General features: G+C 49.2%; 16 protein-coding genes and 1 tRNA gene. 8 read left to right on the top strand and 9 right to left on the bottom strand.

All coding sequences use genetic code 11. The features are described from left to right. Nucleotides 1–17: 17 nt before the first annotated feature. From Q397_RS0109650 to Q397_RS0109640, 3 genes are all read right to left on the bottom strand, one after another. Complete coding sequence (locus Q397_RS0109650) at nucleotides 18–2,372, bottom strand: tectonin domain-containing protein (RefSeq protein ID WP_028879245.1); 2,355 nt, start codon at nucleotides 2,370–2,372, stop codon at nucleotides 18–20. Nucleotides 2,373–2,454: 82 nt separating this feature from the next. Beyond that, a complete protein-coding gene (locus tag Q397_RS0109645) occupies nucleotides 2,455–2,763 on the bottom strand; it encodes a hypothetical protein (RefSeq protein WP_028879244.1) in 309 nt (102 codons plus the stop codon). 337 nt (nucleotides 2,764–3,100) lie between these two features. Further along, nucleotides 3,101–3,175: transfer RNA gene (locus Q397_RS0109640), tRNA-Thr, on the bottom strand. Nucleotides 3,176–3,291: 116 nt separating this feature from the next. Here Q397_RS0109640 and Q397_RS25205 point away from each other — a divergent pair. The 5 genes from Q397_RS25205 (at nucleotide 3,292) to hisD (ending at nucleotide 7,370) form a co-directional block, all read left to right on the top strand. Then, nucleotides 3,292–3,447, top strand: a complete 156-nt coding sequence (locus Q397_RS25205; protein ID WP_169737987.1) for a hypothetical protein — start codon at nucleotides 3,292–3,294, stop codon at nucleotides 3,445–3,447. Nucleotides 3,448–3,542: 95 nt separating this feature from the next. Further along, complete coding sequence (dcd, locus tag Q397_RS0109630) at nucleotides 3,543–4,097, top strand: dCTP deaminase (RefSeq protein WP_028879243.1); 555 nt, start codon at nucleotides 3,543–3,545, stop codon at nucleotides 4,095–4,097. A gap of 12 nt (nucleotides 4,098–4,109) precedes the next feature. Continuing rightward, nucleotides 4,110–5,405: a UDP-N-acetylglucosamine 1-carboxyvinyltransferase gene (murA, locus tag Q397_RS0109625; protein ID WP_028879242.1), complete on the top strand. Its 1,296-nt coding sequence runs from the start codon at nucleotides 4,110–4,112 to the stop codon at nucleotides 5,403–5,405. Nucleotides 5,406–5,419: 14 nt separating this feature from the next. Next, nucleotides 5,420–6,088 (top strand): ATP phosphoribosyltransferase, encoded by a 669-nt coding sequence (gene hisG / locus Q397_RS0109620; protein ID WP_028879241.1) that lies wholly within the window; start codon nucleotides 5,420–5,422, stop codon nucleotides 6,086–6,088. Beyond that, on the top strand, nucleotides 6,072–7,370 hold the full coding sequence (hisD, locus tag Q397_RS0109615) for a histidinol dehydrogenase (protein WP_028879240.1): 1,299 nt from the start codon (nucleotides 6,072–6,074) through the stop codon (nucleotides 7,368–7,370). Before hisG ends, hisD begins: the two co-directional genes overlap by 17 nt. Nucleotides 7,371–7,455: 85 nt before the next feature. Here hisD and Q397_RS0109610 read toward each other — a convergent pair whose 3' ends face one another. From Q397_RS0109610 to Q397_RS0109585, 6 genes are all read right to left on the bottom strand, one after another. Then, on the bottom strand, nucleotides 7,456–7,986 hold the full coding sequence (locus Q397_RS0109610; protein WP_028879239.1) for a hypothetical protein: 531 nt from the start codon (nucleotides 7,984–7,986) through the stop codon (nucleotides 7,456–7,458). 146 nt (nucleotides 7,987–8,132) lie between these two features. Then, complete coding sequence (locus Q397_RS0109605; protein WP_028879238.1) at nucleotides 8,133–8,411, bottom strand: TMEM165/GDT1 family protein; 279 nt, start codon at nucleotides 8,409–8,411, stop codon at nucleotides 8,133–8,135. Nucleotides 8,412–8,540: 129 nt separating this feature from the next. Next, nucleotides 8,541–9,212, bottom strand: a complete 672-nt coding sequence (locus Q397_RS0109600; RefSeq protein WP_028879237.1) for a response regulator transcription factor — start codon at nucleotides 9,210–9,212, stop codon at nucleotides 8,541–8,543. A gap of 271 nt (nucleotides 9,213–9,483) precedes the next feature. Further along, nucleotides 9,484–10,839 (bottom strand): sensor histidine kinase, encoded by a 1,356-nt coding sequence (locus Q397_RS0109595; protein ID WP_028879236.1) that lies wholly within the window; start codon nucleotides 10,837–10,839, stop codon nucleotides 9,484–9,486. Between the two features lie 132 nt (nucleotides 10,840–10,971). Continuing rightward, a complete protein-coding gene (locus tag Q397_RS0109590) occupies nucleotides 10,972–11,379 on the bottom strand; it encodes a hypothetical protein (RefSeq protein ID WP_028879235.1) in 408 nt (135 codons plus the stop codon). Between the two features lie 442 nt (nucleotides 11,380–11,821). Further along, nucleotides 11,822–12,460 (bottom strand): GntR family transcriptional regulator, encoded by a 639-nt coding sequence (locus Q397_RS0109585; RefSeq protein ID WP_028879234.1) that lies wholly within the window; start codon nucleotides 12,458–12,460, stop codon nucleotides 11,822–11,824. A 147-nt stretch (nucleotides 12,461–12,607) separates the two neighbouring features. On the opposite strand from Q397_RS0109585, the gene Q397_RS25510 reads away from it, so the two are divergent. The 3 genes from Q397_RS25510 to tcuB are packed head-to-tail and all read left to right on the top strand — an operon-like array spanning nucleotide 12,608 to nucleotide 15,138. After that, nucleotides 12,608–13,069, top strand: a complete 462-nt coding sequence (locus Q397_RS25510; protein WP_276202110.1) for an FAD-dependent oxidoreductase — start codon at nucleotides 12,608–12,610, stop codon at nucleotides 13,067–13,069. Next, nucleotides 12,984–13,997: an FAD-dependent tricarballylate dehydrogenase TcuA gene (gene tcuA / locus Q397_RS21890; RefSeq protein WP_276202109.1), complete on the top strand. Its 1,014-nt coding sequence runs from the start codon at nucleotides 12,984–12,986 to the stop codon at nucleotides 13,995–13,997. The genes Q397_RS25510 and tcuA overlap by 86 nt, the downstream gene beginning before the upstream one ends. Beyond that, on the top strand, nucleotides 13,981–15,138 hold the full coding sequence (gene tcuB, locus Q397_RS21885) for a tricarballylate utilization 4Fe-4S protein TcuB (RefSeq protein WP_084149014.1): 1,158 nt from the start codon (nucleotides 13,981–13,983) through the stop codon (nucleotides 15,136–15,138). Before tcuA ends, tcuB begins: the two co-directional genes overlap by 17 nt. Nucleotides 15,139–15,156: the final 18 nt, after the last annotated feature.

Here is a 15,156-nt window from a genome sequence, read left to right as displayed (position 1 = left end):
GGATCCATATGTGGATGCTATTTGGTCTTTTGTCGATAGATCAGGTTGTCCTCCGAGATGGCCCAGACGGTGCCTTTTCCATCCACACTCGCGCGTTTGATCTTTGCGACGTGCGCAAGCTGGGCCCATTGATTGCCCCTTGAAATGTAGAGGTGGCCATCTTGCCCGACGATAAGGATTGTGCCATTTGCGCTGATTGCAATGTCCTGTGCCTTTGGCGCGGCCTCTTCGTGTGACCAGCGATCGTTGATCTTTTTGAAAACTTCCCCAGATTGGTTGATGACCCATGGGGTTCCGTCTGGGCTCACATCGATACGCACGCCCGCGGCCTCTCCTTTTTCTTGCTTGAACGCACCGTTCACCCACTTGTAAATCGGGAAGCCGCCCTTAACCGGTTCTTCGCCGATGACCCAGATTGCGCCGTTTGCGCCGACACCGATGTCGTTTGCGCCCCCCGTAAGTTGTGTCCATTCGTTGTTTAGATAGGCAAAAATATGCCTTTCACTGTTGAGACCGATGGGGGCTCCATTGGGGAGAACATCAATTTCGCGCAGAAAGCCGTCAAAGTCTTCCCACTTTTGGCCCGACTGATTCCAGTTGTAGATTTTATCATTGGCGCCAACCACCATGACATGATCCGCAGAACCTGCGCCAATGGCTGTGGCGTCACCGGGCATCTGTACCCAATTGTTGATGTCTTTACTGGCCAGAATCTCTTCTACGGCAGCATAAGACTTTGTCCAGTCGTCCATAAAGACTTTGACGGGTTTCATTTCCCCACTCATGAGGAAGCCCCAATAACTTAGGAGCTGCGCGATACCCTCAGGTGTGTTTGCCAGTCGGGTCAGATCACTTAATTCTACGGGCTGTTTGGCGGTGGCTAAGGAGGCGTTTAACCTGCCGGGCGCTTCTGTGATATTGATGATGTTCTCAATGTTGATGGTCAAGATCATACTTGCCACAGTGATAATCACCGTTGGTCCTGCGCCCGTCAGTGTGGAGAGAAGTCGCTTCGACGTCTCCGTGGCGGTCTTGACGGCTGCGGCGCGGGACATATTCAGGGCTGTTTGTTGGGAGATAATGTTGGTCAGGGCTGTTTTGGCTGTTTCCTTCGCCATTTTCTGCATAAACAGTTCAATGGCTTTTCCGATCGCAATTTCAACCGAATTTTTTGCAATAAATTGGATAGAGGTATCTGCTGTTTTAAAGTTCCCAAAACCGTTCAGGGCTTCGCCGGTTGTGAGGCTCGCAAGATCGCCCAAAACCGTACCGACGACGGGGATTGCCCCCACCGCAATACCGGCGGCACCGGATATGGCGGCATCTATTTCCGTGCTAAAAAAGGTGCCGGCGGCAATATTGGCGAAGTCAGGAGGGACAGTTCCATAGTCAATCAAGCTTATCAAGTTATGGCGGTTGCGGGCGGTGCGCGCTTCCAGATCGGCTTCTTTCCAGGCGTTGTAAGCCGATAGCGCTTCCTCAGCCATGAAGGTCCGGCGTTTTTGGATATACCGTCCGAAGGCTTCAGCCAGCTGTTTTTCATAATCGGTTACTTTGGAAGGGTCGGCAATCGCTGCCATAATCCGACGCATGACCAAAGCCGCGGCAACAGTGCTGTGGGCTGGGTTTGTTTTCATGCGCTCTGTTTCGGCACGTAAGGCGTCAGCCTCAGAAATGTCGTTGGTTGAGGCAACTTCTTCGGCCGCAGCGCTGAGGGCAGAAGCGATCAAGTCAGGATTTCGCTTGAGCAGGTTTTGTAAAACTTTTTCAACAACGCCCCTTTGTGCAAATCCAAATAAACCGGGGTTTTTGTAAATGCCGGGTTGCCAAACCATGTATTGAGCTTGGCAGGCCTCATCGGATTTTACACTCGAACTTGTCCGCTCATACCCTTGTGGGCAGGCCCAGCATGTCCCGCTTTCAACAGGGGATGGGCGTTTGTCGGTCTTAAATTCGGGGCGGGTATTGATGTCCTGTTGGTTCAGGTCGATAAAGTCAAACACTTCGCCAGCTGGGCAGGTTAAATCTTGGAGCTTGGTTGCTCTTTCAAAATCAAACCATTCTGATTTCTCGCAGGCGGCGGCACCGTTGATGGGAAGAACTGTGCGGTCGGTCCCTTCCGGGCACGTCCAGCAAGAACCACCATTCCCGCCGATGCCGTCTTGAATCTCACCCGGATTGCAGTCGGCTTTTTTGATTAACTTGGCAGGGGCGATGGGACCGAACATACCGTCTTTTTGACAGGCGTTGTGTTGATCAATTGCTGCCATGGTCCGCCCATAGCCTTGCGGACATTTCCAGCACTCTCCGCCGCGAATACCATCAAAGGTGGACCCTTGAGGGCAGATATCTCCTTGTTTGGACGCGGACATGAATTCGCCTAAAAGTTTTGGTTCTGGGCGCTTCTTCTGACAGGCTTTATAATTGTCTATCGGAGCCGCAGAGCGTTCATATCTAGCAGGCCCAGTTTCCAATATCGAATGTGGAGCCTTCCGGGCAGTTTCCCTTAGCGGCCTGTTTAAAAATAGCCGGCTTTTTGCCACATGAGGATTGTCCCGGACCACCGCATAAGGGACTGCCAGGGATGCTTGTTGTCGCCTTTTTCACCTGAATGTCGTTTTCTTTGTAACCGACAATAGGAGTCATGTTTTGTGGCGTAATGGCAATAGTATGGCTTTGCGTGTTTGCTGCTTGCGCAATAGGGATGCTCACCCAATTAAACGTCAGAACAGTGTATAGAATGATGGCGACCACTTTGCGCATCAATTCCTCCTGTATGTTTCAGATAATATAAACTCTCTCTTTAGTGGTAATTTAGTTCATGCAGCAATTATAAGTAAAGTTAATTAATTGTAAATATCCAGCAAACACATCTAAAAGTTATGGTTTAGGGCAGCGGCTCCTACCTAGATTATGCTTAGGTCCTAGATGCAACGAAGTGCGATCGTGACCTACTTCTTGTGCGAAGGGGATGAGGGGATAATGTGTGATCAATGGAAAAGCCAGAACACAACATTCAGCAATACCGCCACAACAGGTGCGGCATGACAGGTGTTGTGATTTTTTGGGAAACTGCAAAGATTGGTCAATAAACGAGAAATGGTGCTGTCGAGAGGATTTGAACCTCCGACCTCTCCCTTACCAAGGGAGTGCTCTACCCCTGAGCTACGACAGCACATGACGCTTTGCGTGGGCGGTATATCGCATAGGCTTGGGATGTGTTCAAGCTCTTTTTTTCGAAAAATGCAGTTTGACTTGACGCTTAGGCGAACTTGGGGCACCTATGGAGCCATGAGTAAAGAAATGCCGAAACAATCCTCCCAAAAACAGGAGGAGAAACAGAAAAAACAGGACCGTCTGGCGGAAGCCTTGCGCGCGAATCTGCGTCGTCGCAAGACTCAGTCGCGTGCGCGCAAAACGCCCAGCGAACCGGACGCCAAAGAATAGGCCAACACCACGTGTTTTCTGTGCTTGAGACTCTGCGCGCTTTGCTTTAATAAAAAAGCTTCATCGTCTAACTCGCGCGAAAGAGGAAAAGCGACATGTCCGTATTGCCAGATAAGTGGATCCGTGAACGGGCCCTCAACGACGGTATGATTGAACCGTTTGTCGATGGCTTAAACCGTGACGGGGTGATTTCCTATGGCTTGTCTTCTTATGGATATGATGCCCGCGTTGCCAGTGATTTTAAGATCTTCTCCAACGTGGACTCGGCAACGGTAGATCCCAAAAATTTTGATGAGGACTGCTTTATCACGCGCGATCAGGACTGTGTCATCATCCCACCTAACAGCTTTGCGCTGGGCCATACGGTCGAATATTTTCGCATTCCGCGCGATACCTTGGTGATTTGTCTGGGCAAATCCACCTATGCGCGGTGCGGCATCATCGTCAACGTCACCCCGCTGGAACCCGAATGGGAAGGCCATGTGACGCTGGAATTTTCAAATACAACCCCGTTGCCTGCAAAAATCTATGCCAACGAAGGGGCGTGCCAGTTCATCTTCTTGAAAGCAGATGACGTGTGCGAAACCTCTTATGCGGATCGTGCCGGTAAATATATGGGCCAACGCGGCGTCACTCTGCCGAAACTTTAAGGAACAGAATTAATGGACAGAATTCACATTCGCGGCGGTGTGCCGCTGCGAGGGTCCATCCGCATTGGCGGTGCTAAAAACGCAGCGTTGCCCCTGATGGCAGCGTGCCTTTTGAGCGAAGAAACATTGACACTGTCAAACCTGCCGCATCTGGTGGATATCACCACCATGACACATTTGCTGGCAGAGTTGGGCGTGGAAGTCGGCATGAACGGGCATGCCCCGAACGGTGGTCATGTGGGCCGTGTGTTTGAACTGACGGCCCATGATAAAGGTATGACGGTTGCGCCTTATGATGTGGTGCGCAAAATGCGGGCGTCTGTTTTGGTGTTGGGTCCACTGTTGGCACGGTATGGCAAAGGCAAAGTCTCCTTGCCGGGGGGCTGTGCGATCGGCACACGTCCTGTGGATATTCACTTATCCGCCCTCGAACAAATGGGTGCCCAGATCGACCTGCAAGAAGGTTACATTGTCGCAGAAGCTCCAGACGGCCTGAAGGGTGCGCATATTACGTTTCCGATGGTGTCTGTGGGCGCGACGGAAAACCTGTTGATGGCGGCAACGCTGGCAAAAGGGGAAACCGTCCTGTCTAATGCTGCACGTGAGCCTGAGATTACCGACCTTGCAAATTGTCTGGTTGCCATGGGCGCGAAAATCGAAGGGATCGGCAGTGATACCTTGCGCATCCAAGGCGTGGAAAAACTGCATGCGGCAAACTATGCGGTTTTGCCGGACCGGATCGAAACCGGGTCTTATGCGGTTGCTGCTGCGATCACGGGCGGGGATTTGACCCTGACCGGGACGCGTATGGACCTGATTGAGTCTGTTGCGGAAACCATGGCGAAATGTGGCGTTAAGTTTGAGGAAGTCGAAGACGGTATCCGCGTTTGGCGCGATGGGCCGTTAAAAGGTGTGGATGTGATGACTGAACCTTATCCGGCGTTCCCCACCGACATGCAGGCGCAGATGATGGTCCTGATGACGATTGCCGATGGCGCGTCCATGATTACCGAATCGATCTTTGAAAATCGCTTTATGCATGTGCCGGAACTGTCGCGTATGGGCGCAAATGTAAATGTGCATGGTCGAAGCGCGATCGTGCGCGGCGTGAAAAAGCTGTCCGGTGCGCCGGTTATGGCGACAGATTTGCGTGCGTCCATGTCTTTGGTGCTGGCGGGGCTTGCAGCCGAAGGCGAAACCATTGTAAACCGCGTCTATCATTTGGACCGTGGTTATGAAGCCCTGGAACAGAAACTTTCCGCCTGCGGTGCAAATATCTACCGTGAAAAAGGCGCCCCTGCCGAATAGATGGATGAAGACAGATGTCTGAACAAGAAAAACTCGTAATCGCCCTTCCGAAAGGTCGCATCCTTGATGAAGTGATGCCCTTGGTCAAAAAGGCCGGTATTGAACCGGAAGCCGCATTTTTTGATTCCAAATCCCGCGCGCTGAAGTTTGCAACCAACCATGACCATATCGAGATCGTGCGGGTACGCAGTTTTGACGTGGCGACCTTTGTGGCCTTTGGCGCAGCGCAAATCGGTGTGTGCGGCGGTGATGTGTTGCTTGAATTTGATTATCCTGAAATTTACGCCCCGCTTGATCTGAATATCGGCTATTGCCGCATCTGTGTGGCAGAACCCAAGGATTTGTCGGATAGTGATGATCCCAGCCGTTGGTCCCACGTGCGTGTGGCGACCAAATACCCCAACATCACCAGCAAATATTTTGCAAAACGGGGTGTGCAAGCGGAATGTATCAAACTAAATGGGGCAATGGAGCTGGCACCGAATATGGGGCTCTGTTCTCGCATCGTTGATCTGGTGTCCTCCGGGTCTACGTTGAAAGCGAATGGTTTGGTAGAGGTTGAGCAGATTTGCGAGATTACGTCGCGTCTGGCGGTTAACCGCACCGCACTGAAAACCCGATCTGAAGAGATCAAAAACTGGATTGAAAAATTCCGCGAGGCCGTCAATGACGTTTCGTCTTAAAACATCCCAAGCAGATTTTGAGGCACAATTTACAGCCCTTCTGTCTGCAAAACGTGAAGAAGCCCCCGACGTTAACAAAGTCGTGGAAGATATCCTGCGCGATGTGAAGCTGCGCGGTGATGAAGCGGTTGTTGAATACACCAACAAGTTTGACCGTATGGACATCACCGTTGACGGGCTTGCCATCACCGCCGAAGAAATGGACCGCGAGATCGCCAAAGTTTCAGAAGAAGCGATGGCAGCCTTGCAGGTCGCCTCTGATCGCATCAAGGCGTTTCATGCCAAGCAGTTGCCGGAAGATCTGGATTATACCGACGAGGCGGGCGTGCGTCTGGGGTATCGTTGGAAGCCAATACAGGCCGCGGGTCTGTATGTTCCCGGTGGCACTGCCTCTTACCCCTCCTCCGTGCTGATGAATGCGATCCCGGCCAAGGTGGCAGGCGTTGATCGTCTGGTCATGGTTGTGCCGACACCGGATAACGTGATTAACCCGCTTGTGATGGCGGCGGCGCGTTTGTCCGGCGTGGATGAGATTTATCGCATTGGCGGCGCGCAAGCTGTCGGGGCGCTGGCCTATGGCACAGAGACCATAAAGCCGGTGGATATCATTGTCGGGCCGGGTAATGCCTTTGTGGCCGCGGCTAAACGTCAGGTCTTTGGGACGGTCGGTATTGATATGATTGCCGGACCCAGTGAAATTCTGGTGATTGCGGACAATCAAAATGATCCAAGCTGGATTGCAGCAGACCTGTTGTCGCAAGCCGAACACGACACAGCCGCCCAAAGTATCCTGATTACGGATGATGCGGACTATGCGGAAAAAGTTGAGCAGGCTGTGGAAGCACATTTGAAAACCCTGCCGCGTGCGGAGATCGCGCGTCAAAGCTGGGAAGATCATGGCGCCTTTATCGTGGTGAAAGATTGGGAGGAGGCCGTTGCCCTGACCGATCGGATTGCACCGGAACACCTTGAATTGGCATTGGATAATCCGGATGCGCTGGAACGTAAAATCCGCAACGCGGGTGCCGTCTTTATGGGACGTTACACGCCGGAAGCCATCGGGGATTATGTGGCGGGTCCAAACCACGTCTTGCCGACCGCACGATCTGCACGTTTTTCCTCCGGTCTTGGGGTGTTGAACTTTATGAAGCGTAACAGCCTGATCCAGTGTGATGCATCAAGCTTGAACAAAATCGGCCCGTCTGCGGTTGCGTTGGCGAAAGAAGAAGGATTGCAGGCCCACGGCTTGTCGGTTGCTATTCGCTTGAACATGGAACGTTAGACTTAACAAGTGGTTTAAATAAAAAAGCAGATACGGAACGCTGGTTCGTATCTGCTTTTTTTATGGGAAGAAGAGAAGGCGGGAGTTAAGCGATAGACCGTGCGCTGTGATAGTACGTGGTTGTGGGGCTGGAAAATTTAATGAAGCAGTCCTTGGCGAATTGGACTTCTTTGGCGATGGTTTCTTGGGGGCTACCACCGCTTTGCATAACCTTGACAAGATAACGCGTGACATATTGAAGATGTTGCGCGCATTTACGTTTTAAGCGATAGGAGCTGACGTCATCCAACAGCGTGCGGCACAACCGATGGAGGATCCCGGACAGAACTTGATAGGCTTGGCTATGGTCTTCCAGCTTGGTCAGATTTTGTACCAGATTGGTGGAGGAGGCTATCAGGAGAGAGGCCGGGTCGGTATCTGTATAGTCTGCCCCCATCTGGGCACTGGTGAAGATGTCTTCGGCTTCTTTTAACGCACACTGATAGAAGGTGCGGGCTTGTTTGTAGTTTCCCTGTTTAAACAAAAGGTTGGCATTTTGGGTTAGGTCACGCCAGCAGGCGTCTGTTGCTTCCTCAAACGGGGGGAGGGCGGTTTGGTTTTTGTACAAAACGTCCATGAGAAATCCTTAATGCAAATAATTATTAATTGCAATATTAAGAAGAATCACTCACCTGTCAATGAGATTTTGAGAATCGTTCTCAATAATTAACCGTGTATGCAGACGCAGTGCCCGAAGGCTGAGCTTTTATGTATGTTCTGGTTTTAAGACCCGTTGTAATGGCCCCAGACGGTCCACATACCAATCATGATAAATCCGATCCCGGCGACCAGTTTTAGCGGAATGACACTAAGATATTTTTCCGCCATTGTCCCAAGCAGGACAGCGAGTGCGGTTGAGGCGACAAGCGCGAGGGCAGCTGCAACGAAAACCGCCATGGGATGATGCTCTTTTTCGGTTGCAAAGAGGACGGTGGCAAGCTGGGTCTTGTCTCCCAATTCGGCCAGAAATACAGTAATAAAAATAGCAAATAGCTGTGACATCTCAGAGCAACCCTTTATTTGATTTTATGGAGGTTCTCTTACCTGATATCAGCAATAGCGTCAAATGGCGTTTTTTTATAACAAGTCTTGTGCGGCCAAAATTTTCCGCTCCCACCTGTAAGGGGGAGGTCAGGTCGGGGTTAAGCCATATCCCAGGCCGCGATACACCCGAATAGGAAGGTGTTCACCGCTATTCTTACTGACTTTTTTGCGCAGTCGAGAGACCAAAACCTGCAGGTTTGCAGCTTCTTCCTGTGTGTCTTCTTTGCCCATAGCGCTTAGTAACTGTTCTTTTGTGACAGGCTTACCATCGGCTTCCATGATCATATTTACAAAAATATACTCGTTTTCAGTGAGTTCGTGATGATGGGCGGCTGGAGACGTAATGACCCAACTTGCATGATCGAGAGTCCAGCTTTGGGATCTTTTGTGTGTGAGACGTTGGTGCAATGAATTGACGATTGCTTGAAGTTCGCGAATTTGTATGGGTTTGGACAGGTAAGCGTCCGCGCCGAGCTCAAGGCTTTCCACACGTGTTTCATAGGCCTTGCAGCCGCTGATCAGAATAAGACCTAATGAGGTTTCTTCCCGCAGGGTCGGCAGCAGGTCCAGCGAACTTTCCTCGTCCAGATTAACGTCGAGAATGAGGATATCTGCATCGAGGCTATGAACATTCTCCATAAGCTGCGTCAGGCTTTGAAAAGGGGTAACCTGATAGTCGCTGTACTCTAGAAGCTGTTTGAGAGACAGCAGAAAGTCCTGATCGTCATCAACAAGTACTAATTTGGCTTTGTTATTCATTTTTTGCCTGCTTTTGAATGCAAGAAGGATCCTGTTAGTCATACGTTTATCAAGTGGATACTTATATGAATAAGAATATCTTTGTTCAATGGATAATTGTTTTTAAATGTACTTTCTGTCGATTGAGTAAAGGCTGAAGTGTTTTGTATATTTCAGGTTGTTTTTATTGGTCATGCACTTCTAAGGGAGTGAATTTTGAATTTTTTCACTATCGCTGTCAGGTGTTTTTCACGTTTATTTAATGAAACGTCTTACGATGGGTGGACAGAACTTAGAGGGGATGATGACGGGGAAAGGTGAGTGTAAAGGCTGTCATACCATCTTCACGATGCATGCCCACTTTGGCATTATGTAGGTTTGCGATTTTTTGGGTGATGTATAGGCCGTAGCCGCCACCGTTTTTGGTGTGATGCTTGTCGGACCTAAAGAATTTCTCGAATAGGTGCGGCATATCTTTTTCATCGACCCCATCACCGTCATCAAAAACTTTAAATATAAGGCTCCCATTTGCTTGCCGCGCGGCAGTAAAGTAGCAGTTTTCTTTTTGATTTGAATATTTTAGCGCGTTGTCGATCAGGGATGAAAATGCGACGGGTAACAGATAGGGGTCGCCTTGTATACAGGTTCCCAGCGGTAAGTCGTTTTTGAAGGCAATGTTATATTCGAACGACAGGTTTTGCAGCATGTTCACAATGTCGATGGTGTCGTGTTTACGTTCAGTTGTCGCAACTTCCAGCCAATCGTTGATCAAACATTTGTCGACCAGACTCGCAAGTCGGCTAGAGGCCCGTTGAATGCGTAAGCTTTCGGTTTCGATGGTCTGCGGGTTTTTGTTGGCGGCAAGTTCGATCAGGTTTGCCGAGTTGATAATGGTTGAGAGCGGAGTTTTGAATTCGTGGGAAACCATGGCCCAGAAGTTATTTTGTTCCAGCATCGTCTGTTTGTCTTTCTCAAGGGCCAGTGCAAGGTTGCGGCGCAGGCGCTCGGATACCAGCATGGTCAGGCCAGCGGTGAGCGTTAGGAAAAACAAGATAAGAAGTGTGTAGAAAGTTGCGACAATAGTCTGCGTGGTGAGGCCGATTTCTGGATAAAGATTGCTGGTTAGGAGGGCGCCGCTGCGTAGGGTTGAAGAGAAGGCGATACCGCAGAAGGACGCGATAATAATCAAATAGGCGGAGATCCGTTCTTTTTTGATTTCCTTACGGAGGTAATATACGGAAACGATGCAGACGAGAGTGATGCAAATATCTACTAAATGGGATCGGATTGCGAACAGTTCCGGGGAGTCATAGGTGTAGAAAAAGGGGAGCCAGATCAGTGAGAAAATAAAGAGTAGAAAGGGCCAGTTTATGGTTTGCCCGACATATCTCATAATCCCGATGAGAAGAAAGCCATCACCGGCAAGAATGAGGGCGTTGGCTAAAAGGATTGAGAATTCTGTAGGAATGGCATGACGATTAACCTGCAGGCTACACCCCAGTGCAACCAAAAACATCGCTAGGGCCCACTCACGGGTGCCCGCAATTTCTTTGTGTTGAAGGTGCACGAAGAAAATGACGATAGCTGATGCGATAAAGGTCGCAGGCAGTAAAAAGAGCAAGGTCGTGTAGTCTAAAAATATATCCATTTCGAGGCGCGTTCTCTGATTATGAACCTCGGAATTTACGATAAACACGAGGCACGTGCCAGAAGTATCATGGATTTTAGGCTATCAGACGCGGATTGTACGAAAGTTAAGCCGGGATTTTTGTGACCGTATTTACCTTAGGGGTTGGGCGGTAAATGTATGCAACCATTGAGTTGCTGGACTCGTATCCCCAAAATGTTTCATGATGACTTCCGGGTTGTCGATGAGGGAGGTAAACTGTTTTGCCATCCTAGAAATTTCATCGTTTTGTCCGGTGACAAGGGCAACGCAGACTTTATGTTTATTCAAATCCCAAAGCGAAGAGAGAGAAGCTAGAGAATAGAGATCATCTTTTTGGAAATTGATGTGATCGACTTGTGTCCAGTCACTTAAAATGAGTGTGTGATATTCGCGGGAATAGCCGTCTGCATAGGAGAGCATACTCTCGGCAACCTCATCGATACAGACGTCTTGAAAATATTGAACATGCAAGTATGAATGAGTGTTCTCAAAGTTTTTGATGGTCGCATTTTTAGGCATGGCACTTCTCCCGCGTGATGTGCACATCGTATAGGTTAAAATATAATATTACTATTAAACTATAGCATTACAAGTGCTGCGCTTTAGTTTATTTGCAGCTTATGAGTTGAGAGCAGGTGACTGTCTTTTAAAGAGGTAATTAATAGATAAAATTTATTAATAATTATAAATTAATCAATTTTACAAGTTTTTCTTTTCTCGCTACTGTTTGATCAGATCAATCCAGCAGTTAAAGGAGAAATGAAATGATTGCAGTTTTGGAAATGATGTCTTCAGCTCTTTACACTTCAAAAAAGTACAAATGATAAAGAAGACAGATACAAATACAAAAGGCTCAGCCCTTATGAGGCTGAGCCTTTGAAATTACTTGGTGCGGGCGAAATAACAGGGACGCACTCTACTTTTCCTGTGCAGGTCAGTCTGCATATCGCCAATATAGGACTTATCTAAACATTCTGATCCGAACCCGTTGGGAATTGGAAATGTGATTACGCACTGATTGGTCTGCTTCTTTTCCTTTTTGAAGCTGAATATGTTCTATGATTTCCTGATGCTCTTTAAATGCAATATTAACGCGCTCTGCACTGTAAAGGGTCGTTCCTTCCAATAAGGCCATGGCATTGGACAGGTTGTTGATGGCATCAATCAGATATCGATTGTTAGCAGCGCGATAGAGTGTTTGATGGAATAATCGGTTTGCATCGGCAGCCTCACTTTCCTCTTCCTTATTTTTTAGCATCAGATCATTCAATTCGATCAGTTCATCAATTTCCAATAGGGATGCGTGTTGGGCTGCATGAAATGCGGCGGTTCCTTCCAGAACCTGGCGCATTTCGTACATTTCCATGATTTCGCGATGATCGAGTGTTTTGATTACGGCACCTTGATGGGGCAAATGGACGATCAGGCCATCACTTTCAAGTCTGCGGATTGCATCGCGCACCGGCGTGCGACTGATCCCGAATTCTTCAGCTATGTCCGTTTCCCGGATACGGGTGCCGGGTTTCAGGGACCCCTTCTGAATGGCTTCAAAAAGTTGATGATAGGCCAACTCGCCACGGGAATGTTTTTCTGATGTCATCTCTCAAACTTTTCAAATTTAGTCTGACATAAGGGTGCATGTTCTTGCTGTCAGTTTCCTGTCAGGCTGAAAGAAAACTGACAGGTTCAGCTTCTAAATATTGATTGTATACGAAGGTACACAATTTTAAAATAACAGGATTGAGCTGTGACTATTGATCAAACACATTTCGATGTTCTTGTTGCCGGTGGTGGGCAGGCAGGCATTGTTGCTGCCATTTGCGCTGCTGAAAAAGGCGCACATGTCTGTGTGCTGGAAGGTGCGCCAAGAACCCATCGCGGCGGCAATACCCGCCACACCCGAAACCTGCGTCCCATGCATGATGGTCCCTTGTCGGTTCTCAGCGGCATTTATGATGAGGAAGAATATTGGGACGACCTGATGCGGGTGACCAAAGGCAAGACGACAGAAAATCTTGCCCGTATGACGTTGCGCCGATCACCTGAATGTGTGACTTGGCTGGAAGAACGCGGCGTTCAGTTCCAGCCGCCACTTGGAGGCACACTTCATCTGGGGCGCACCAATGCTTTCTTTATGGGGGGGGGGCAAGCAGCTCTTGAATGCCCTGTATCGTCATGCCGAAAGTCTCGGGATCGAAATTCATTATGATGCCATGGTGACGGATATTGAATTTGATGGAGATGAATTTAAAAGCGTCACCGTTGGCGATAAAGTCATCACCGCAACGTCCTTTGTCGCGGCTGCAGGCGGTTTTGAAGCCAATATCGAATGGCTGAAAGAAGGCTGGGGGGATATTGCGGAAAACTTCCTGATCCGCGGCACCCCCTACAATACGGGGGGCCTGCTGAAACTGCTGTTAGAAAATGGTGCGCAGAAAATTGGCGAGCCGGATCAATGTCACGCGGTTGCGATTGATGGTCGGGCGCCAAAATTTGATGGCGGGATCTGCACCCGTGTGGACTGCGTCTCTCTTGGTATCGTGGTGAATAAACATGCCGAGCGCTTTTATGATGAAGGCGAGGACTTCTGGCCGAAACGGTATGCCATCTGGGGCCGTTTGGTGGCCGGACAACCAGATCAGTTTGCTCATGTGATCATTGACCAGAAAGCCATTGGCTCTTTCATGCCGCCTGTATTCCCGGCAGAAAAAGCAGACAGCATTGAAGAATTGGCTGAAAAAATCGGGCTTGATCCGAATGCCTTGTCGAAAACAGTTAATGACTATAACGCAGCGGTGCAACCGGGTGAGTTTGATCATACAGAACTGGATGGTGTGCATACCGAGGGGCTGAAGGTCAACAAGACCAATTGGGCGCGCGCCATCGATGAAGGCCCGTTTTATGCTTACATCCTGCGCCCTGGCATCACCTTCACCTACCTAGGTGTTGAGGTAACCGAGCAGGCGCAGATGAAGATGGCAAATGGCAACCTGAGCAAAAATGTATTTGCCGCCGGTGAGATTATGGCAGGCAACGTTTTGGGTCAGGGATACTTGGCCGGGATCGGCATGACGATCGGTAACGTATTTGGACGAATTGCAGGGAATGAGGCAGCAGATTATGCGCTTAACAGATAAAGTAGAAGAAGCAGCACGGGTACTGACAATTTGTAATGCGTGCCGTTATTGCGAAGGCCATTGTGCGGTTTTTCAGGCCATGGAACTTCGTCTTGAATTTAATGCAGACAACCTCGATTACATGGCAAACCTGTGTCACAACTGCGGGGCCTGTTATCATAACTGCCAATATGCACCACCGCATGAGTTTAAACTGAATGTACCGGGCGCCATGGCAGAACTGCGCCAGGAAAACTATGGTGTCTTTGCCTGGCCGGGCTTTATGGGCAAGCTGTTTGCCAATAACGGTTTGTTTGTCAGTCTTTTGTCCATCATCGTAATCGCAGGGTTCTTTTTTGTGACGTCAGCCATGACAGGCGACGACTTTACCAAAGAACATGCCAATGCGTTTTATGGTGTGATTTCTCATAACAGTCTGGTGGCACTCTTTGGCACAGTTGGTGGCTTTGCGTTCCTCGCTTTGATGATGTCGGTCATGAAGTTTTGGAAAACCATGCGCCTTGGCAATCCATTTACTATGGATTGGGGCCGTGTCATGCAGGGGGTGAAAGATGCACTGACCCTCAAGTATCTGGATGGCGGTAATGGGCAAGGCTGTTCTTACCCGGATGAAACACCATCCATGGCCCGTCGATGGTTCCACCAGTTGACTTTCTGGGGGTTCATGTTGTGCTTTGCTGCCACGTCTGTGGGTACTGTCATGCATTACGCTTTTGCATTGGAAGCGCCTTATGACTTTATCACCTTGCCAAAAGTTTTGGGCACACTGGGAGGCCTCGGTCTGTTAATCGGTCCCGCGGGTCTGTTATCTCTTAAATTCAAGGCAACAACTGATGTAAAAGGAAAAACGAACAAAGGTATGGATGTTACCTTCCTTGTTCTGTTGTTCCTGACTTCCCTAAGTGGCCTGGTTCTGATGTTTGTCAGCAAGACCGCCTATGTTGGTCCGGCGCTCAGCATTCATCTCGGCATTGTCATGACGCTGTTCCTTTCCATGCCATATGGTAAATTTGTACATGGCTTTTACCGACTAATTGCCTTGATTGCCTTTGCGGTAGAAAAACAAAATCATGAAGCACTGGTTGGCGTGAAAAGGAATGAGAAAGTCGATCTGGATGACGCTGCGAAGGCCCGTTCGTAAATTGAAAACAGGCGTGGG

The sequence above is a fragment of the Terasakiella pusilla DSM 6293 genome (assembly GCF_000688235.1).
GTDB lineage: Bacteria > Pseudomonadota > Alphaproteobacteria > Rhodospirillales > Terasakiellaceae > Terasakiella > Terasakiella pusilla.
Note: the sequence above shows the minus strand (reverse complement) of the source record. Positions and strands in the feature narration are given on the sequence as shown.